Below are 18,837 nucleotides of genomic sequence, written 5' to 3'. Positions count from 1 at the left end.
GCCCCACGCTTATGTATTGACAGGAGTTGCAAGATGAGCTATACGCCACGCTGGCAATCGATTGCCGCAATCCTGGGTGCTGCCCTGGCCCTGAGTGCATGCGGCGGCGGTGGCGGCGACAGTCCGGCACCCCAGGCCGGTGGCGGCATGGCGGTCACGCCAAGCCCCGCTGCACCTGCGCCCGCCCCGGCGGTGGATGCCCCCGCCCTGACCGGCAATATCGCCCTCGATGGCCGCAACTGGATCAATTACCGGCGCGCCCAGGCCGGCGTGCCGACGGTCACCCAGAACGCGCAGATCGACAATGCAGCGCTCGGACACTCCGAATACCTGCGCATCAACAACCTGATGAGCCACGACCAGGTGCCGGGCCGCCAGGGCTTTACCGGCGCCGCCTTGGGCGACCGCCTGAACGCGGCCGGCTACACGCTGGATCGGGCGCGCGGTTTCGCCTATGGCGAAGTGATCTCCGGCAGCAGCAACGGCTCGGGCTTCTTCATGACCGAAGAACTGATCACGGCGATCTATCACCGCTTCGTGATCTTCGAGCCGATGTTCCGCGAGATCGGCACCGGCGCCGCCAGCGCCAGCCGCGGCTACCACTATTTCACCGCCGATTTTGCCAGCCGCAACGGCTATGGCCCCGGCATCGCGCGCGGCACGATCGTCACCTGGCCCTTCAACGGCCAGACCGGGGTCGCGCCCAACTTCTTCAGCGATACCGAGGAACCGGACCCCGTCCCCGACCGCAACGAGGTAGGGTATCCGATCAGCGTACACACCAATCTGGATTCGACGCTGGCGGTCGGCAGCTTCACGGTGCGCCCGCGCGGCGGCGCCAACCTGCAGGTGCTGCGCGTCGATCCGCTCGGGGCGGCGGCGGCGGCTTCCATCATCCCCGTGGCCCCGCTGCGCGCGGCCACGACCTACGAGGTCAACTTCACCGGTACGGTCAATGGCGTGGCGGTTGCGCGCGCCTGGTCGTTTACGACGCGGTGAGCGGCGCAGCGGTGGCCATCGACTTCGCGGCCGGCCTGGAAAGGGTGATGGATGACCGCGCGCTGTTCTTGCGCGTGCTGGGACGCTTCGCCGGCGACTACCGCGACCTCGCGGCGCGCCTGCATGCGGCGCTGGATGCCGGCGACGCCGTGCTGGCCCACCGCATCGCCCACACGCTCAAGGGCGCGGCCGGGATGATCGAAGCGAACCGGCTGCGCCAGCTGGCGCTGGACGTCGAACTGGCAATGAAGACCGGCGGCGCGGCGCCGCTGGCGCTGATCGCGTCACTGGACGAGGAGCTGGCGCGGGTGCTGGCGGAAGTCGACGCGCTGCTGGCCGCGCCTGAAACGCAGACATTAACACCGACACCGGCGCCGGCAAGCCCGCCGGCCGCGCGGGACGATCTGGCGCGCCTGCGCGACATGCTCGACCTCGGCGACGGCCGCGCCCCGGACCTGGCCGCGCAATTGCGTCCACGCCTGCTGGCGAGCATGGGGAGCGAGAAAGTGGCGGCGTTCGACGCGGCGCTCAGGCGCTTCGATTTCGAAAACGCGCTGGCGCTGATGGAGCAGGCCGGCCGGCACTAGCCGTCAGCGCGTGTACTCGGCTTCTTCGTCGAAGGAGTCGGCGCAGGGCTTGCCGCAAAAGCGCCGCACGCTGTCGAGCGGCTTTTCGCAGTACCAGCACGAGCCCTTGGCCGGAAGACTGGCGCGGGTCGGCATGCTGCCTGTGGAGGCCTCAGCGGGCAAACCACTGTCCGGAAGACTCTCGTGTGTCGTTTCCAAGATCCACCCCCTGATACGGCAGCCTTTAGTCAGAGAAAGATTACTTCAGCGGAACTCCGTGCGCATGAGAAAGCGCAAGCCGGACCGCGACAGGCGAACCCATCACGACTTTCGTTGCGTATCAGTGTGCGCCCAATGCCAGGCGGGTGCAATCCCCTGCCCCGCTCCCGAGAAGCGATTTGACATGCGTGCAACGTTTCCGCTGCACGAGCCTCAATGCACCGCCAAAAACCGTAGTGTAATGCCAACTATCGACATACACGCGTGTGCGCGCAGCTTATTTCGCCGCCTATTTCGCCGGCTCGAGCGTCACGACCAGGCCGGTGCGCGTGGTCTGGATTCGCGTAGGAACGAATTGCACACCCGCATAGCGCAAGTCTTTCTGCTCGAAGGTGTAAACCGGCATATCGCGCGCGACGGTGTCAATCAGGCCGTTGGCGACGCGGGTCAGGTGACGCTCGGCTTCGGGGTTGCCGAGCTGCAGGCGATCGACGCGCGGCTCGGCCATCATGACGGCGGCGCGACCCGGATCGACGTAGAGGCGGCCCGAGAACGCGATATTGCCGGTCCAGGCGCGCGCGAACGGCGGCGCGACCGAGGCCTCGACGGCCAGCGCGACCCGGTCGTCTTCCGGTTGGATCGCCAGCTGCGGACGGGTGAGCTGGACGTCGAACAGTTCCAGCAGGCGCTCGTTGACGGGGAAGCGCTTGTCCAGGCCGGCCTGCAGCTTGTGCAGCGGGAGCTCGACCTGGCGCGGGCCGATCAGGCTGGAGCAGGACGCCAGCAGGCTGGCGCCGACCGCGATGGCGGCCAGCCTGACGACCGTACGCCGCATCGGCGTGGAGGAATGAGGTGGCGTGTATTTATCCATATTCAAAGCCTAGCACGAGCTGGCTGAACGCTTGTTGACGGTTACTTGCCGATACAGAAGCGGCTGAAGATCACCCCCAGCAAATCGTCCGGCGTAAACTGCCCGGTGATGCTCGACAACCGGTCCTGCGCCAGGCGCAGTTCCTCGGCGAACAGGTCGAGCGACTGATCATCCTGCATCGCATGCTGGCGCGCCAGCTCCAGGTGTTCGCGCGCGGCGCGCAGCGCAATCAGGTGACGCTCGCGCGCCAGGTACAGCGATTCGCCGGTCTGCTGCCAGCCGGCGATGCGCAGCAGTTCGGCGCGCAGCAGATCGATGCCGAGCTTTTCGTGCGCCGACAGGTACAGGTGAACGGCGTCCGAACTCTCGTCCTTCGATGGCTTGTGCCCCGACAGATCGATCTTGTTCCAGATGCGCACCACCGGCACGTTCGATGGAAAGGCCGCGACGATCGCTTCGTCGGCGGCGCTCGGTCCGAGATTCGCGTCCAGCAGGTGCAGGATCACGTCGGCCTTGCCGACCTCTCCCCAGGTGCGCTCGATGCCGATGCGCTCGACCACGTCGATCTCTTCGCTCACTGCGCGGATGCCCGCGGTGTCGATGATGTTCAGCGGGATGCCCTCGATCTGGATCGTCTCGCTCACCTTGTCGCGCGTGGTGCCGGCGATCGGCGTGACGATCGCCACCTCGGCCCCGGCCAGCGCGTTCAGGAGTGAGGACTTGCCAACGTTGGGCTGCCCGACCAGCACCACGTTCAGCCCTTCGCGCAGCAGCGCGCCCTGCGCCGCCTGACGGAACACATTCTCGAGCGATTCGATGATGCCGGCCAGCTGGCCACGGGCGTTCGACTTTTCCAGGAAGTCGATTTCTTCTTCCGGGAAGTCGAGCGTGGCCTCGACCAGCATGCGCAGATTGATCGTGCCGTCGACCAGCTTGTGCACCACTTGCGAGAAGGCACCCGACAGCGATTGCGACGCCGACTTGGCGGCAGCCTCGGTGGAGGCGTCGATCAGGTCGGCCACCGCCTCGGCCTGGGCCAGGTCGAGTTTATCGTTCAGAAAAGCGCGGCGCGTAAACTCGCCCGGTTCGGCCAGGCGCAGGCCGGACGCCGCGCCGGCTTCCAGCACCCGCGCGAGCAGCATCTGCAGCACCACCGGGCCGCCGTGGCCCTGCAGTTCGAGCACGTCCTCGCCGGTATAGGAATGCGGCCCCCTGAAGTACAGGGCCAGACCCTCGTCGATGATGTCGCCATTGGCGGCCTTGAACGGGATGTAGGTCGCGTGGCGCGGCGCCAGGGTCACGCCGGGGAACAGGGCGTCGACCAGGAAGGCCAGCGACTTGCCGGAGGCGCGCACGACGCCGATGCCGCCGCGGCCCGGGGCGGTGGCGATTGCGGCGATGGAGGATGTGTCGAGTTTCATGGGGGGGATTGTAAGGGATTCACTGTCCTGGCGGGGGCTACTGGCTTGCCGGCAAACTTAGATTCCCGCCTTCGCGGGAACGACGGTTTCGCGGTAGCGGACTATGGCAGATGCCTTGGCCCGCTCCCGACGCACGTCGTTCCCGCGAAGGCGGGAACCCAAGTACTGCGCGTACCGCATACGCAAAAAAAACCCGCGCACACGGCGCGGGCTTTTGCGAAGAACCACGCAGCTTATTTCGCCGCGGCGGTCTCGAACTTGCGGGTGATAACCCATTGCTGGGCAATCGACAGGATGTTGTTGACCACCCAGTACAGCACCAGGCCGGACGGGAAGAAGAAGAACACCACCGAGAACGCGATCGGCATGAACAGCATCATCTTGGCCTGCACCGGATCGGTCGGCTGCGGATTGAGCTTGGTCGTGATGTACATCGACACCGCGTAGATCACCGGCAGGATGTAGAACGGGTCGGGCTGGGTCAGATCCTGGATCCACAGGATCCATGGCGCGCCGCGCATCTCGACCGATGCCTGCAGCACCCAGTACAGGGCGAAGAACACCGGCATCTGCACCAGGATCGGCAGGCAGCCGCCCAGCGGGTTGATTTTCTCGGTCTTGTACAGCTCCATGGTGGCCTGCTGCATCTTGGCCGGATCGCTCTTGTAGCGTTCGCGGATCGCCTGCATCTTCGGCGTCACGACGCGCATCTTGGCCATGCTGCGGTAGCCGGCCGCCGACAGCGGGAAGAAGGCCAGCTTGATCAGGATGGTCAGGGCGACGATGGTCCAGCCCCAGTTACCCAGCATCGAGTGCAGCTGGGTCATCACCCAGAAGATCGGCTTGGCGATCACGGTCAGCATGCCGTAGTCCTTCACCAGCTCCAGGCCCGGGGTGATGGTTTCCAGGATCTGCTCGTCCTGCGGACCCGAATACAGGCGGGTGTCGTTCGACACGGTCGCGCCAGGCGCCACGGTGCCCAGCGACTGCACGGTGCCGATCGCGTACAGGTTGTTGGCGATCTTCTTGGTGAAGATGTCGCGCGGCGACTTGTCGGCCGGGATGAAGGCCGAGACGAAGAAGTGCTGCGAGATCGCGACCCAGCCGTTGTCGGCCTTGGTCGAGTGGTCCGCCTTGCCTTTTTCGATTTCCTCGAAGGTCAGCTTCTGGTACTTGTCGGCGTCGGTGTACAGGGTCGGGCCGGTGTAGCTCGGCATGAACCAGGAATCGGTCGCCGGCTTGGTGCCGTCGTGCTGCAGCTGCAGGTACAGCGAAGGCTGGACCGGTGCGGTGCCGATATTGGTGACGTCATGACGCACGCCGACCAGGTAATCGCCCTTGCGGAAGGTCAGCGTCTTGGTCAGGCGCACGCCGCCCTGTTCGGCTTCCAGCACGACCTGCGCCTGGTTGTTGCCGCCCAGCGTGGTCTGCGCCGACTTGACGGTGAACGGCGTGGTGTGGTTCGGCAGCACGCCGGCGGCGCTGGTGCCGATCAGGCCGGTCTGGCCCAGATAGACGTTCGGGCCGTTCACATTGAACAGGACCTGGTTCTTGGTCTTGTCGAAGTGATCCGGATAGTGCAGCAGCTCGAGGCGCTTGATGACGCCGCCGACCGAGTCGATGTCGACTTTCACCACGTCGGTGGTGACGGTGACGATCTGGCTCGCTGGCGCGGCTGGCGCAACCGGCGCACCCGGCACGGCGGTAGCGGCGGCCGCAGGAGCACCCGGCACGGCGGCGCTGCCCGGCTGCGCGGCAGCCGGCACGTCCGACGGTTTATTCTGCTGCGCGACTTGCGCCGGCGGTTGCGCCGAGAACAGCGACTGCTTGCCGTTAGCCACCATCCAATTGTTCCAGAGAACAATCAGGGAGATGGCGAACACGATCCACAGGACAGTACGTTTATTGAATTCCATTGGAGTCTTCAGGAGTGGTTGCAACCGCAAGCGGCTGAATGGGATTCCTTGGGGCCGTCTTTCGGCGGCACCGGGTCGACGCCACCCGCGTTCCACGGATGGCAGCGGCCCACGCGGCGCGCGGCCAGCCAGGAGCCGCGTGCGGCGCCATGGACGCGCAGCGCTTCGATTGCGTAATTGGAACAGCTGGGATAGAACCGGCAACGCGGCCCGAGCATGGGGGACAGCAGCAGCTGGTAGCCGCGAAGCAACCAGACGAGCAGCGTCTTCATGGCGTGCTGGCCGTGGTAGTACGCGGCCGCTGTTGCGACGCGAACAGGCGCGCCAGTTCCACCTTCAGCGCGGCCTTGAGGGCGCGCGTGGTGGCCGGGCCATCCTTGGCGTTGACGGGACGCGACAGGCGGACGATGCAATCGACCTGCGCCAGGCTGCTCGTACGGAACAGCTCGCGCGTCATGCGCTTGATCGTATTGCGGGTCACCGCACGCGGCGCGAAACGCTTGGCCGCAACGACGCCCAGCCGCGCATGCGGCAGGTCGTTCGGACGCGTATAGAGCACGAAATGCGCCGTTTTTTGCGTCGGCCGCAAACGAAAAACGGATGAAAATTCATCCGTTTTAACGATGCGCCGAGCGCGCGCGAAGTCGTGCGAACCTTCGCCTGTCATCACCGACCGCAATCGATCTGCGGTGCGTGACTTAGACAGCCAGACGCTTGCGGCCCTTGGCGCGGCGAGCGTTCAGGACTTGACGGCCACCACGGGTAGCCATACGTGCGCGGAAGCCGTGCGTGCGCTTGCGACGAACGACGGAAGGTTGGTAAGTACGTTTCATGGTGGTCTCGCTTAAAGCAAAATAAGATGCAAAATCGGGTCTGACGTCGTGTCAGATTCGGCGCCGATGACAGTTTCGCTCAAGGTTAAACCAGCGTCATGCCACAGCAAGTCTTTCGTCGCCCAACCACCAGCCGCTGAAAAATCACAGCCTGGCATGGCGCATGGACGGGGAACCCTGAATTAGACTCTACTTCGCACCTCCATGTCAAGGCGGGTGTTGTTTCACCAAGCGGCGCCCGTACGCGTTTCCAGCTTGGCAAGGGGTCGGCCCGGCTCGCCATTTCGGTGGAAAATATGTGCAGCGCCTGTGGATAACTTCGGCCGAGACAGGTAAAATAGCGTGTTACGTATCAAAAGCGAAGTATGGAAAATTTTTGGCAGTCAGCATCCGCGCAGCTTGAGCTTGAGCTCACGCCGCAGCAATTCAGCGCGTGGATCAAACCGCTGGTCGCCCTCGACTACGAAGACGGCAAGCTGCGCATTGCTGCGCCCAACCGCTTCAAGCTCGACTGGGTCAAGACGCAGTTCGCCACGCGCATCACCGAACTGGCCGCCCAATACTGGGAAGCGCCGGTCGAGGTGCAGTTCGTGCTCGACCCGAAGAACCATCCTGCCCGCAAAGCGAGCGACTCGAGCGCATCCGGCAACTCGGCGACCGTCGATTTCAATGCGCCGCGCCCTGCGCCTGGCGCCGAGAACCCGCATCCGTCTGCCGGCCCGAGCCCAACCCAGAACCTGAACATCGCCAACTCGCCCAAGCGCGAGCAAAGCCGAATCAACACCGAGCTTACTTTTGATAGCTTCGTGACCGGTAAGGCCAACCAGCTGGCGCGCGCCGCCGCAATCCAGGTCGCCAACAACCCGGGCGTGTCGTACAACCCGCTGTTCTTCTACGGCGGCGTCGGCCTTGGTAAGACCCACCTGATCCATGCGATCGGCAACCAGGTGATGGCCGACCAGCCGAACGCGCGCATCCGCTACATCCACGCCGAGCAGTACGTGCGCGACGTCGTCACCGCCTATCAGCGCAAGGGCTTCGACGATTTCAAGCATTACTATCATTCGCTCGACATGCTGCTCATCGATGATATTCAATTCTTCGGTGGCAAAAGCCGGACGCAGGAAGAGTTCTTCTATGCATTCGAAGCGCTGATCGCGGCCAAGAAGCAGATCATCATCACGTCGGATACGTATCCAAAAGAAATCACGGGCATGGACGACCGCCTGATCTCGCGCTTCGATTCCGGCCTGACGGTGGCGATCGAGCCGCCCGAGCTCGAAATGCGCGTGGCGATCCTACTGAAAAAAGCGCAATCCGAAGACGTGACCCTGTCGGACGACGTCGCCTTCTTCGTGGCCAAGCACCTGCGCTCCAACGTGCGCGAACTCGAAGGCGCGCTGCGCAAGATCCTGGCCTACTCGCGCTTCCACGGCAAGGACATCACCATCGACGTGGTCAAGGAAGCCCTGAAGGATTTGCTGTCGGTGCAGAACCGCCAGATCTCGGTGGAAAACATCCAGAAGACGGTGGCTGACTTCTTCAACATCAAGGTCGCGGACATGTATTCGAAGCGCCGGCCGGCGAATATCGCCCGTCCGCGCCAGATCGCCATGTACCTGGCAAAAGAGCTCACGCAAAAGAGTCTGCCGGAAATCGGCGAACTGTTCGGCGGCCGCGACCACACGACCGTGCTGCACGCGGTGCGCAAGATCGCCGGCGACCGCCAGAAGAATCCGGAATGCAACCACGAGCTGCACGTGCTGGAACAGACGCTCAAGGGCTGATCGCCTGTCTTTGAGCAGTTTTTTTGTGTTTGCCTCAGGCAATGGCACAATATCGCTTTAGTAATACATCACCTTTCAAACGTACTGAGGATAACTATGCAATTGGTCAAAACCACCCGAGATACGCTTCTCCGGCCACTGCAGATCGTGAGTGGTATTGTCGAGCGTCGGCACACTATGCCGATTCTGGCCAATATCCTCATTCGCAAGACCGGCGAGAGCGTGTCCTTCCTGTCGACCGACACCGAAGTGCAGATCACCACGCACGCCAATATCGGCTCGGGCGACGACGTGACCGGCACCACGGTAGCCGCACGCAAGCTGCTCGACATCCTGCGCGCGCTGCCGGAATCGGGCGACGTCACGATGACGCTGCAGAACAAGCGCCTGGCGGTCCAGAGCGGCAAGTCGCGCTTCGCGCTGCAGACCCTGGCGGCCGAGGAATTCCCGACCGTCTCGGTGGCAGACAGCTACAACGCCTCGGTGACCCTGCCGCAGAAAACGCTGAAGCACCTGTTCAATATGGTGTACTTCTCGATGGCCCAGCAGGACATCCGTTACTACCTGAACGGCCTGCTGCTAGTGCTCGACGGCAGCAATATCATCGCCGTGGCAACGGACGGCCACCGCCTGGCCTTCTGCCAGGTGGAGACCGAGCAGCAGTTCGAGCGCCAGGAAGTCATCATCCCGCGCAAGACCATCATCGAGCTGCAGCGCCTGCTGGAAGAAAGCGATGAAACCGTGCGCCTGGACATCGCGGCCTCGCAGGTCAAGCTCACCTTCGCCGACATCGAGCTGGTCTCGAAACTGGTTGAGGGCAAGTTCCCTGACTACACCCGCGTGATCCCGAAGGGTTACAAGAACGACTTCACGATCAGCCGCGATGAACTGCTGCGTTCGCTGCAGCGCGCCGCGATCATGACCAGCGACAAGTTCAAGGGCGTGCGCTGCATCATCGAGCCGGGCGTCATGAAGATCAGCTCGACCAATGCCGACCAGGAAGAAGCGGTCGAAGAACTCGAGATCGACTACGGCGGCGATTCGATCGACATCGGTTTCAACGTCACCTACCTGCTCGACGTGCTCAACAACCTGAAATGCGACCAGGTGAACATCGCCCTGGGCGACTCGAACTCGTCGGCGCTGATCTCGATTCCCGACAATGGCGACTTCAAGTATGTCGTCATGCCGATGCGCATTTAAGAAGGTTGGCAGGCAGACGGCGCGCCAACAACAGTTAGCCTCAAGACCGTCGTCCCCGCGCAGGCGGGGACCCAAGTTTGCTTGAACGCCAACGAACTTGGGTTCCCGCCTGCGCGGGAACGACGTTTCCGAGCTGCAGGCCGAAGCTGACGTGACGGACTGCATACATCGGATCCACCCGTTTTATAGAAAGCAGTCCATGTCCGAGAATATCCCAGCAGAACAGCCCGCCCCAAGCGCGGATGATTACGGCGCGTCTTCCATCCAGATCCTGGAAGGCCTCGAAGCGGTGCGCAAGCGCCCGGGCATGTATATCGGCGACACCTCGGACGGCACCGGCCTGCACCACCTGGTGTTCGAGGTCCTCGACAACTCGATCGACGAAGCGCTGGCAGGTTTCTGCACCGAGATCCACGTCACCATCCACTCCGACAACTCGATTTCGATCGCCGACAACGGCCGCGGCATCCCGACCGGCGTCAAGATGGACGACAAGCACGAGCCAAAACGCTCGGCAACCGAGATCGCCCTGACCGAACTGCACGCCGGCGGCAAGTTCAACCAGAACTCCTATAAGGTGTCGGGCGGCCTGCACGGCGTCGGCGTGTCCTGCGTGAACGCACTGTCGAAGCTGCTGCGCGTGACCGTGCGCCAGAACGGCAAGGTGCACCAGATGGAATTCACGCGCGGCGTCCCGGTCGATCGCCTGATCGAGATCCGCGACGGCTTCGAAGTCTCCCCGATGAAGGTGACCGGCGAGACCGACAAGCGCGGCACCGAGGTGCATTTCTGGGCCGACGAAACGATCTTCACGCTGGTGGAGTTCCATTACGAAATCCTGTCCAAGCGTATCCGCGAACTATCGTTCCTGAACAATGGCGTCAGCATCAAGCTGACCGACCAGCGCACCGGCAAGGAAGAACTGTTCGCCTTCGAAGGCGGCACCCGCGGCTTCGTGGAGTACATCAACAAGGCCAAGACCGTGCTGCACCCGAGCGTGTTCCAGGCAACGGGCGACCGCTTGTCGGACCAGAACACGAATATCTCGGTCGACGTCTCGATGCAGTGGAACGATTCGTTCAACGAACAGGTGCTGTGCTTCACCAACAACATCCCGCAACGCGATGGCGGCAGCCACCTGACCGGCCTGCGTGCGGCGATGACGCGCGTGATCAACAAGTACATCGACGAGCACGACTTCGCCAAGAAGGCCAAGGTCGAGATCTCGGGCGACGATATGCGCGAAGGCCTGACCTGCGTGCTGTCCGTCAAAGTGCCTGAACCTAAATTCTCGTCGCAGACCAAGGACAAGCTGGTGTCCTCGGAGGTGCGCGGCCCGGTCGAGGAAATCGTCGCCAAGACGCTGACCGACTTCCTGATGGAAAAGCCGAACGACGCCAAAATCATCTGCGGCAAGATCGTCGAAGCCGCCCGCGCCCGCGAAGCGGCGCGCAAGGCGCGCGACCTGACCCGCCGCAAGGGCATCATGGACGGTCTGGGCCTGTCGTCGAAGCTGGCCGACTGCCAGGAACGCGACCCGGCGCTGGCCGAGCTGTACATCGTCGAGGGTGACTCGGCAGGTGGTTCGGCCAAGCAGGGCCGCGACCGCAAGTTCCAGGCCATCCTGCCGCTGCGCGGCAAGGTGCTGAACGTGGAAAAAGCGCGCTTCGAGAAGATGCTGTCGTCGGAACAGATCACGACCCTGATCGCGACCCTCGGCACCTCGATCGGCCCGGACGAGTTCAACGTCGACAAGCTGCGCTACCACCGCATCATCATCATGACCGATGCGGACGTCGACGGCGCCCACATCCGTACCCTGCTGCTGACCCTGTTCTACCGCCAGATGCCGCAGCTGGTCGAGCGCGGCCACATCTATATCGCGCAACCGCCGCTGTACAAGGTCAAGGCCGGCCGCGACGAGCGTTACCTCAAAGATGACGTCGAAGAGGCCAGCTACATGATGACGTTCGCGCTGAACACAGCGTCCCTGATTCCAAGAGATGGTGCGGAGCCTGTGAATGGCGAAGCACTGGGCGAGCTGGCACGCAAGTACAACCTGGCCAACGCCATCATGCTGCGCCTGGCGCGGGTGATCGACCGCGCTGCGCTGACCGCGATCTTCAGCGGCGGCGTGGCGCTGGACCTGACGACGCTCGAGAGCGCCGAGGCTTCGGCCAAGGCCATGGAAAGCGCGATCGGCGACAAGGCGGTGCAGGTCAAGGTGCGTTCGGACGAGCTGTCCGAGAAGCATGCGCTGCGTATCGAACGCATCTACCACGGCAACGTGCAGGTGACGTCGATCGACGCCGACTTCGTCGCGGGCGCCGATTACGCGCTGCTGGCCGATTCGGCCGCGACCTTCCAGGGCCTGATGGGCGAAGGCGCCATCGTGCGCCGCGGCGAAGGCGAGCGCATGAAGGAATTCGCGGTGCGCGATTTCCATCAAGCGATGGAGTGGTTGCGTGAAGAAGCCGAACGTGGCGTGTCCAAGCAGCGTTACAAAGGTCTGGGCGAGATGAATCCGGAGCAGCTGTGGGAGACCACGATGGATCCGACCGTGCGTCGTTTGTTGAAAGTGCAGATCGAGGATGCCATTGCGGCGGATCAGATCTTTACGACGCTGATGGGGGATGAGGTGGAGCCGCGGAGGAACTTCATTGAGGCTAATGCTCTGCGGGCGGGCAATATCGACGTCTGATCGTATTGCGCTTCAAGTCAAAACGGCCTCTTCGTGAGGCCGTTTTTTATTGCTGCTCAATCCTGCTCGGGTATCGGCCGAACCACCAGGAACTGATACGACATCGCGCCAAGAAAGGCAATGCCGGCGCCCGTCAGCAAGGCCGGCACGAACGACCAGCTCTGAGCGATATAGCCGGTAAAGATCGGCGCCAGTGCGCCGCCAATAAAGCCGCCAAAATTCTGGATCGCACCCAGCGAGGCAATGCGGCTGCGCGGCGCCACCGCCGTCACCAGCGACCACGAACAGGCCGAGGCCGCATTGGCCAGGAAGATCACGACCGAGATGCAGGCAATGGCCGCGGTATTGCTCTCGACCAGTGCGGCAGGAATCGTGAACGCCACCATCCCCAGCATCGACAGCACCACCGCCGTCCGACGCCCCGCAACGACCGATTTTGCGCGGCGGGTGATCTGGTCCGACGCCCAACCGGCCGACAGCGCACCCAGGAAACCACACAGGAAGGGAATCGTCGCCGCCACACCGACATAGGCCACGTCCATCTGACGTTCCGTGCGCAGATATCCCGGCAGCCAGGTAAGGAAAACCCAGTTCAAATAGACCGATCCGAAGAAGCCGAGCAGCATGCCCCAGGTGGCGCGCTGGCGGAACAGCGCGCGCCATGACGCAAAGCCGGTCGCAGGCGCGGCCTCCATGCTCTGCCCTTCATCCAGATAGGCCCGCTCGGCATCGGTCAACTCTTCGCGCACCGGGTCGCGATACAGCATGACCCAGACGATGGCCGCGACGATGCCCAGCGCGCCGGTGATGAAGAAAGCCCAGTGCCAGCTGGTCGCGGCGATCAGCGGCGACAGGCACAAAGGCGCCAGCGCGAAACCCAGCGGCGAGGCCGAGTTATAGATGCCGGTCGGCGTGCCGCGCGCGCGCAACGGAAACCAGTTGCTCACCACCCGCGCCGCAGCCGGGAATTGCGGCGCCTCGCCGATGCCCAGCACGACGCGCGCGAGCACGAACCAGCCGAAGGTGGAGACCAGGCCTCCCGCGGCCTGGGCCAACGACCAGATCACCAGTCCCGCACCAAGCAGCCAGCGCGGCCCGATCTTGTCGACCAGGGCGCCAACCGGCAGCTGGCACAGCGCATAGCTCCACGAGAAGGCAGACAACAGCACGCCCATCTCGCCGAGCGAGAGGCCGAGGTCGGCGCGGATGAATTCATTGGCGACGGCCAGCGTGGCGCGGTCCAGGTAATTGATGACGCCAGTGACGACCAGCAGCGTCAGGGCCAGATTCTGGCGGTAGCGGATGCGCGAAGTCGCGACCAGGTGAGTAGGGGTAACGTTCATTTCGGGATGGTATCAAACACGATCACTGACTGGTTACGCCTTTTTTGCCATGGCATGTTTGCAACACAGCGACAACAAGACATAAAACTCGTGCTACCATCCGCTCCGGGCTGTGCAGGACGCCCACTCTCGCGAAAGCCAGCGCACCTGCCAACGTCCACGACGTGACCGTTTTTCAGGAGTTCATCCCCTGTTCATTCACTGATGCCGTAGCGAGAGCGGCCAATACCATGTGAAAAGGACTTGGCATGCGCCTCCACCGAAACACCCCTCCCGATACCAATACCGATTTCCTGCGCCGCTACGCCCGCGGCATGCTGCGCAGCGTCCATTCGGACCAGCCCAGCAAAGCCTTGCCCATCGTGCGCCGTGTGCACGCGGCTGGAAAGACGGCCGACGCGCGCGTTACGCAGCTCTACCACGCACGCACGGCACTGCAGCTCAAGCACATGTTCCGCACACTGGCGGCGGAACTGGGTTACGCGACCTGGGATGCCTGCAAGCGCGACATCGACCGCCGTTCGCCGGAAGTGCTGGACCGCTTCCGGCTCGATCTTGGCGCGTTCGCCGACCATGAGCAGATCTGGTTTGCGGACCAGTCCACCGCCGCGGCATGGCAACGTGAACACGGCGGGCGGATGGTCGAGTATGGGAAGCAGGCTGTCGTGATGCCAAGCTGAATGTAATGCCAGGCTGAGTGTGATGCCATCAAGTTAGCTGCTGAGCTAACCGCACGTCGTCCCCGCGCAGGCGGGGACCCAAGTGCTGCAAACGTCGTCGAAACGCTTGCAACTTAGGTCCCCACCTGCGTGGGGAGTCGTTACTGCCAGTGGCAGTAACGACGTTTTGATGCTAACTCGAGAAGAAATTTGCCTTAATTTGACGTCATTACAGCCTGACTGGGTTCATTGCGAAGCCGGCACCCGCCGCAACACGTCGTCATACGGCGCCAGATCGAGATAAGCCGTCACCTCGGTCGCGCGGCCGCCTTGCATGCGGAAAATCCACAGATAGCTGTTGCGATAGGGCTTGCCGTCCTTCGCCACCGCTTCGCCGTCCCATTCGATGATGACGTAATCGCCATCGGCCCACAGGTTGCGGATCGTGGGCCGGATCTGGCGTTGCAGGCGGGTCGACAGCGGTGTGACCGCACCGTCGATCAACTCCTGCTTGCCGCGAAGAACGCGGGCGGTCGGGCTGCTGCCCTTGATGGTCCAGACCACATTGGGCGCCAGCATGTCGTCAAAGAAGGTGCGCCCGCCGGCGGCCCAGGCGGCGAATGCCTTGCCGACCGCTTCCTTGTTGCCTTGCGCCTGCGCCGAGCCGCTGTCGGCACGCGCCGGGGACGCCGACCAGACCAGCGCAGCCATCAACACCCAGGCAGCCGTCCAGCGTAACGCAGCACCCGAACCGGATCGAGAGAATTCCATATCGCACTCCTTGATGATCGTTGAATGGGAAGGCCATCCCGGCTCTTCCGCTTCCGGCTAGTGTGCAGCGCACGCGCTGGCGCACGTTAGCTCGATCATCCGGGAAGCTTGCACGATCATCCGAAGATGCGGTTCAGCGCCTACGGCAGCCTGATCTTGACCACCGCATTGCCGGACGTGACATACAGATTGCCCTTGCCGTCCGTGACGATGCCGCGCACGTCGGCCAGGCTGCCCGGCAGGTCACCGGTGCGCAAGGTGGTCGATCGCGTCGATCCCGCGACCGTCGTGACCACGCCTTCCGGCGTGATCTTGCGCACCAGGTTATTGATCGCATCGGCCGCGTACACATTGCCGCGCGGGTCGACCGTCAGCGCCACCACCTGCTCGAAGCGCGCGGCGTTGCCGACGCCATTGGACGATCCCCGGGCATTCGGCGCGCCGGCCAGCGTAATCATATTGTTGACGCCGATAAAGCCATTCGGATTCCAGCGGCTGATCTCGCGATCCAGGTCGAACACGAACAAGTTATTGTTGTTGTCCAGCGCCACGCCGCGCGGTTCGAACAGGCTCACGCCGGTCAGACCGTTCACGACGGATTGGCCTTCCAGCATCAGCGTGTCGCCCCCCGAAATCCTGCGTGTACTGTAGCTATTGGTGATGAACAGGTTATCGTTGGCATCGACCGCGATCGCGCCAGGCACTACCGAGGCCACGCGGCCCGCGGCGACATTGCTTCCGATGGGGATCGAGGTTGTCGTGCTGACGCGCCCAGCGGTAGTAATGCTCCGGATGCGCAAATTATCGGCCACATAAATTGTCCCGCGCCGGTTCACCGCCACGGCCACCGGATTGTCGAAGCGCGCATTGCCCGCATCGCCATCGGCAAAGGCGCTGGTGCCGGACGCCCCCGCCACCGTCGTGACCACGCCTGCCGGCGTGATCTTGCGAATGACGTAGTTGCCGGTGTCGGCGACATACAGATTGTCATCGGCATCGATCGCAATGCCTCTCGGCGATTTGAAGCGCGCAGCCGTACCGCTGCCATCCATCGTGCCTTCGATCGTCGGATCGCCCGCCAGGATCGACAGCGCTGCCACCGGTGCCGGCGGGGGATCGCCGCCGTCCTCGTCGTCCTGGTCCTTCGGGATGCCGTCGCCGCAGGCGGAGCACAGCAGCATCACGGCGGCGGCGCCGCACAGCTTGAGGCGAAGTCGGGCGGTATCGAGGGCGGTGTCGGTCACGGAACGGCGGGTCATGAATCTCTCCAGAAAGGTCCGTCTTCGATGCTATCACGCAGCCAACTACCTGCCCCTGTTCTCAGCCATGGTAGCTGCATAAACTGCATCGCCGCGGCGCCACTACGGCGTCGAAGTGACACTTTCGCTGAGCAATTCGCCTAAGAAACACGACGAATTTCCCGTACTTTCTTTCCCACAATTGCCAATTGCCCGCTTGACATACGGCCAAGAGTTCCTTAAAGTCGAAATTATGTCTTTCACCCTGCATCTGTCGACCACCCTACCAGCCGCCGGCGCGCTATCGCTGGCTGCCCTGCTACTACGCGCGTAAATTCCGCCGTACGTCCCGGCTCCGCCGGCCCCAACAGCAGTAGGATTCGCACCGATGTCTACCACGCCATTTTTCACACCATCGATTTTCCTCACCGGGTTCGTCCTGGCGACTGGCTCGCGCGCAGGCATTCGCCTGCTGCTAAAGCTACCGATCGGTTGCCGGGCCTAGCGTTTTCGTGGCCCGCCCGGCAGCCTGTCGCCACCCCTCAGACCCATAAGGTCGCCCAGTGACCACCCCATCAGGAGCCCCGATCATGCTGAACAACCCCGCCACCAAATACCGTCCCTTCCCCGCCGTCCCCCTGGCCGACCGCCAGTGGCCGAGCCGCAGCATCACCACGCCGCCGATCTGGATGAGCACCGACCTGCGCGACGGTAACCAGGCATTGATCGAGCCGATGAGCGTCGAGAAGAAGCTGCGCTTCTTCAAGATGCTGGTCAAGATCGGCATCAAGGAGATCGAGGTCGGCTTCCCGTCCGCCTCGCAGACCGACTTCGACTTCGTGCGCATGCTGGTGGAAGACAAGCACATTCCGGACGACGTCACCATCATCGTGCTGACCCAGTCGCGCGATGAACTGATCCGCCGCACGGTGGAATCGGCTGTCGGCGCCAAGCGCGCCATCGTCCACGTCTACAACTCGGTGGCCCCGGTGTTCCGCCGCGTGGTGTTCAATATGGAGCGCGACGAGATCGTGCAGATCGCCGTCAAGGGCGTCCAGCTGATCAAGGAACTGGTGGCGCAGCACCCGCAGACCCAGTGGGGCCTGGAGTATTCGCCGGAATCGTTCTCGACCACCGAACTCGATTTCTCGAAGCAGATCACCGATGCGGTCAGCGCCGTGTGGCAACCGACGCAGGATAACAAGATGATCGTCAACCTGCCGTCGACAGTGGAGGCGGCCACGCCGAACGTCTATGCCGACCAGATCGAATGGATGTGCCGCAACCTGAACAACCGCGAATCGCTCGTCATCAGCGTCCACCCGCACAATGACCGCGGCACCGCCGTTGCCGCCGCAGAGCTGGCGGTGATGGCCGGCGCCGACCGCGTCGAAGGCTGCCTGTTCGGCAATGGCGAACGCACCGGCAACGTCGACCTGGTCACCCTGGCGATGAACCTGTATACGCAGGGCGTCAACCCAGGCCTGGACTTCTCGGACATCGACGCCGTGCGCCAGCTGGTGGAGGACTGCAACCAGTTGCCAGTGCATCCGCGTCATCCGTATGCGGGCGACCTGGTGTTCACCGCCTTCTCGGGCTCGCACCAGGACGCGATCAAGAAGGGCTTCGCCAAGCAGCAGCCCGACGCGATCTGGGAAGTGCCGTACCTGCCGATCGACCCGGCCGACCTGGGCCGCAGCTACGACGCTGTCATCCGCGTCAACAGCCAGTCGGGCAAGGGCGGCATGGCCTACCTGCTGGAACAGGAGTTCGGCCTGCAGCTGCCACGGCGCCTGCAGATTGAATTTTCGCGCGCCGTGCAGCGCGTGGCCGACGAGAGCGGCCGCGAGATCAACGCGGGCGACCTGCACGCGCTGTTCGCGCGCGAATACCTGGAGCAGGACGAGCCGTATCACTACGTCTCGCACCGCATGGTCGAGGACAGCGAGCATGACGTGCAGCTGGACGTGACGGTGACGCGCCACCATGCGCAGCAAGCCTTCAGTGGCACCGGCAACGGTCCGATCGACGCCTTCGTGACGGCGCTGGGCTTGGACATCCGCCTGATGGATTACCACGAGCACGCGATCGGCTCGGGCGCCGATGCGCGCGCGGCCTGCTATGTCGAACTGCGCGTGGGGAATGGACCGACTTTGTTCGGCGTGGGCATCGACAGCAATATCGTGACCGCCTCGTTCAAGTCGGTGCTGTCGGCGGTGAACCGTCACATGGCGGCGGGCGGAGAGAATTCGGCCGCGCTGGCGGCCTGAGGTTCGGAGCGTGCGGCGGGGCGCGGGACGCCCTGACGCT

The 18,837-nt window shown here is 63.4% G+C and carries 17 protein-coding genes; 7 read left to right on the top strand and 10 right to left on the bottom strand.

Annotated elements, in window-relative coordinates:
* Positions 1-33: 33 nt before the first annotated feature.
* Entirely contained in the window at positions 34-999 is a 966-nt protein-coding gene (locus tag AC3A6F_RS21420) for a CAP domain-containing protein (RefSeq protein ID WP_487684653.1), read from the top strand.
* Positions 1,000-1,010: 11 nt separating this feature from the next.
* Positions 1,011-1,586, top strand: a complete 576-nt coding sequence (locus AC3A6F_RS21415) for an Hpt domain-containing protein (RefSeq protein ID WP_487684650.1) — start codon at positions 1,011-1,013, stop codon at positions 1,584-1,586.
* Positions 1,587-1,589: 3 nt separating this feature from the next.
* On the opposite strand, the gene AC3A6F_RS21410 is transcribed toward AC3A6F_RS21415, so the two are convergent.
* The 7 genes from AC3A6F_RS21410 to rpmH form a co-directional block, all read right to left on the bottom strand.
* Positions 1,590-1,721 (bottom strand): hypothetical protein, encoded by a 132-nt coding sequence (locus AC3A6F_RS21410; protein ID WP_487684647.1) that lies wholly within the window; start codon positions 1,719-1,721, stop codon positions 1,590-1,592.
* Between the two features lie 352 nt (positions 1,722-2,073).
* Complete coding sequence (locus tag AC3A6F_RS21405) at positions 2,074-2,655, bottom strand: DUF1439 domain-containing protein (RefSeq protein ID WP_487684644.1); 582 nt, start codon at positions 2,653-2,655, stop codon at positions 2,074-2,076.
* 41 nt (positions 2,656-2,696) lie between these two features.
* Positions 2,697-4,076, bottom strand: coding sequence for a tRNA uridine-5-carboxymethylaminomethyl(34) synthesis GTPase MnmE (gene mnmE / locus AC3A6F_RS21400; RefSeq protein WP_487684641.1), 1,380 nt, complete (start codon positions 4,074-4,076; stop codon positions 2,697-2,699).
* Positions 4,077-4,309: 233 nt separating this feature from the next.
* Positions 4,310-5,992 carry a membrane protein insertase YidC gene (yidC, locus tag AC3A6F_RS21395; RefSeq protein ID WP_320474450.1) on the bottom strand — a complete coding sequence of 561 codons (1,683 nt, stop codon included), beginning with the start codon at positions 5,990-5,992 and terminating at the stop codon, positions 4,310-4,312.
* 8 nt (positions 5,993-6,000) lie between these two features.
* The gene (gene yidD, locus AC3A6F_RS21390; RefSeq protein ID WP_123067961.1) at positions 6,001-6,264 is read right to left on the bottom strand and encodes a membrane protein insertion efficiency factor YidD; all 264 of its coding nucleotides are present in this window, start codon (positions 6,262-6,264) and stop codon (positions 6,001-6,003) included.
* Positions 6,261-6,659, bottom strand: coding sequence for a ribonuclease P protein component (gene rnpA / locus AC3A6F_RS21385; protein WP_487684704.1), 399 nt, complete (start codon positions 6,657-6,659; stop codon positions 6,261-6,263). Before rnpA ends, yidD begins: the two co-directional genes overlap by 4 nt.
* A gap of 31 nt (positions 6,660-6,690) precedes the next feature.
* Positions 6,691-6,825 carry a 50S ribosomal protein L34 gene (gene rpmH, locus AC3A6F_RS21380; RefSeq protein ID WP_040378179.1) on the bottom strand — a complete coding sequence of 45 codons (135 nt, stop codon included), beginning with the start codon at positions 6,823-6,825 and terminating at the stop codon, positions 6,691-6,693.
* Between the two features lie 365 nt (positions 6,826-7,190).
* On the opposite strand from rpmH, the gene dnaA reads away from it, so the two are divergent.
* From dnaA to gyrB, 3 genes are all read left to right on the top strand, one after another.
* Positions 7,191-8,612 (top strand): chromosomal replication initiator protein DnaA, encoded by a 1,422-nt coding sequence (gene dnaA / locus AC3A6F_RS21375; protein ID WP_123067963.1) that lies wholly within the window; start codon positions 7,191-7,193, stop codon positions 8,610-8,612.
* 96 nt (positions 8,613-8,708) lie between these two features.
* Positions 8,709-9,815: a DNA polymerase III subunit beta gene (gene dnaN / locus AC3A6F_RS21370; protein ID WP_109345937.1), complete on the top strand. Its 1,107-nt coding sequence runs from the start codon at positions 8,709-8,711 to the stop codon at positions 9,813-9,815.
* A gap of 199 nt (positions 9,816-10,014) precedes the next feature.
* Entirely contained in the window at positions 10,015-12,516 is a 2,502-nt protein-coding gene (gene gyrB, locus AC3A6F_RS21365) for a DNA topoisomerase (ATP-hydrolyzing) subunit B (RefSeq protein WP_487684632.1), read from the top strand.
* Between the two features lie 56 nt (positions 12,517-12,572).
* On the opposite strand, the gene AC3A6F_RS21360 is transcribed toward gyrB, so the two are convergent.
* Positions 12,573-13,859 (bottom strand): MFS transporter, encoded by a 1,287-nt coding sequence (locus AC3A6F_RS21360; RefSeq protein WP_487684629.1) that lies wholly within the window; start codon positions 13,857-13,859, stop codon positions 12,573-12,575.
* 248 nt (positions 13,860-14,107) lie between these two features.
* On the opposite strand from AC3A6F_RS21360, the gene AC3A6F_RS21355 reads away from it, so the two are divergent.
* Complete coding sequence (locus AC3A6F_RS21355) at positions 14,108-14,539, top strand: hypothetical protein (protein WP_487684627.1); 432 nt, start codon at positions 14,108-14,110, stop codon at positions 14,537-14,539.
* 225 nt (positions 14,540-14,764) lie between these two features.
* Here the strand turns inward: AC3A6F_RS21355 and AC3A6F_RS21350 are convergent, their stop codons facing one another.
* Both AC3A6F_RS21350 and AC3A6F_RS21345 read right to left on the bottom strand, forming a co-directional pair.
* Positions 14,765-15,289, bottom strand: coding sequence for a nuclear transport factor 2 family protein (locus AC3A6F_RS21350; protein ID WP_487684624.1), 525 nt, complete (start codon positions 15,287-15,289; stop codon positions 14,765-14,767).
* Between the two features lie 140 nt (positions 15,290-15,429).
* Positions 15,430-16,548 (bottom strand): NHL repeat-containing protein, encoded by a 1,119-nt coding sequence (locus AC3A6F_RS21345; RefSeq protein ID WP_487684621.1) that lies wholly within the window; start codon positions 16,546-16,548, stop codon positions 15,430-15,432.
* Between the two features lie 566 nt (positions 16,549-17,114).
* On the opposite strand from AC3A6F_RS21345, the gene leuA reads away from it, so the two are divergent.
* Positions 17,115-18,797 carry a 2-isopropylmalate synthase gene (gene leuA, locus AC3A6F_RS21340; RefSeq protein ID WP_487684701.1) on the top strand — a complete coding sequence of 561 codons (1,683 nt, stop codon included), beginning with the start codon at positions 17,115-17,117 and terminating at the stop codon, positions 18,795-18,797.
* The last annotated feature ends 40 nt before the right edge of the window (positions 18,798-18,837 follow it).

This window comes from Massilia sp. Soil_C_3, from assembly GCF_057657035.1.
This window is presented reverse-complemented; position numbering and strand designations above follow the sequence as displayed.

Coding starts and splice junctions, on each gene's coding strand:
- AC3A6F_RS21405 (WP_487684644.1), bottom strand. CDS start 2,655: ATGGATAAATACACGCCACCTCATTCCTCCACGCCGATGCGGCGTACG.
- yidC (WP_320474450.1), bottom strand. CDS start 5,992: ATGGAATTCAATAAACGTACTGTCCTGTGGATCGTGTTCGCCATCTCC.
- AC3A6F_RS21355 (WP_487684627.1), top strand. CDS start 14,108: ATGCGCCTCCACCGAAACACCCCTCCCGATACCAATACCGATTTCCTG.
- yidD (WP_123067961.1), bottom strand. CDS start 6,264: ATGAAGACGCTGCTCGTCTGGTTGCTTCGCGGCTACCAGCTGCTGCTG.
- AC3A6F_RS21410 (WP_487684647.1), bottom strand. CDS start 1,721: ATGCCGACCCGCGCCAGTCTTCCGGCCAAGGGCTCGTGCTGGTACTGC.
- AC3A6F_RS21350 (WP_487684624.1), bottom strand. CDS start 15,289: ATGGAATTCTCTCGATCCGGTTCGGGTGCTGCGTTACGCTGGACGGCT.
- dnaN (WP_109345937.1), top strand. CDS start 8,709: ATGCAATTGGTCAAAACCACCCGAGATACGCTTCTCCGGCCACTGCAG.
- dnaA (WP_123067963.1), top strand. CDS start 7,191: ATGGAAAATTTTTGGCAGTCAGCATCCGCGCAGCTTGAGCTTGAGCTC.
- mnmE (WP_487684641.1), bottom strand. CDS start 4,076: ATGAAACTCGACACATCCTCCATCGCCGCAATCGCCACCGCCCCGGGC.
- gyrB (WP_487684632.1), top strand. CDS start 10,015: ATGTCCGAGAATATCCCAGCAGAACAGCCCGCCCCAAGCGCGGATGAT.
- rnpA (WP_487684704.1), bottom strand. CDS start 6,659: ATGACAGGCGAAGGTTCGCACGACTTCGCGCGCGCTCGGCGCATCGTT.
- rpmH (WP_040378179.1), bottom strand. CDS start 6,825: ATGAAACGTACTTACCAACCTTCCGTCGTTCGTCGCAAGCGCACGCAC.
- AC3A6F_RS21345 (WP_487684621.1), bottom strand. CDS start 16,548: ATGACCCGCCGTTCCGTGACCGACACCGCCCTCGATACCGCCCGACTT.
- AC3A6F_RS21420 (WP_487684653.1), top strand. CDS start 34: ATGAGCTATACGCCACGCTGGCAATCGATTGCCGCAATCCTGGGTGCT.
- AC3A6F_RS21360 (WP_487684629.1), bottom strand. CDS start 13,859: ATGAACGTTACCCCTACTCACCTGGTCGCGACTTCGCGCATCCGCTAC.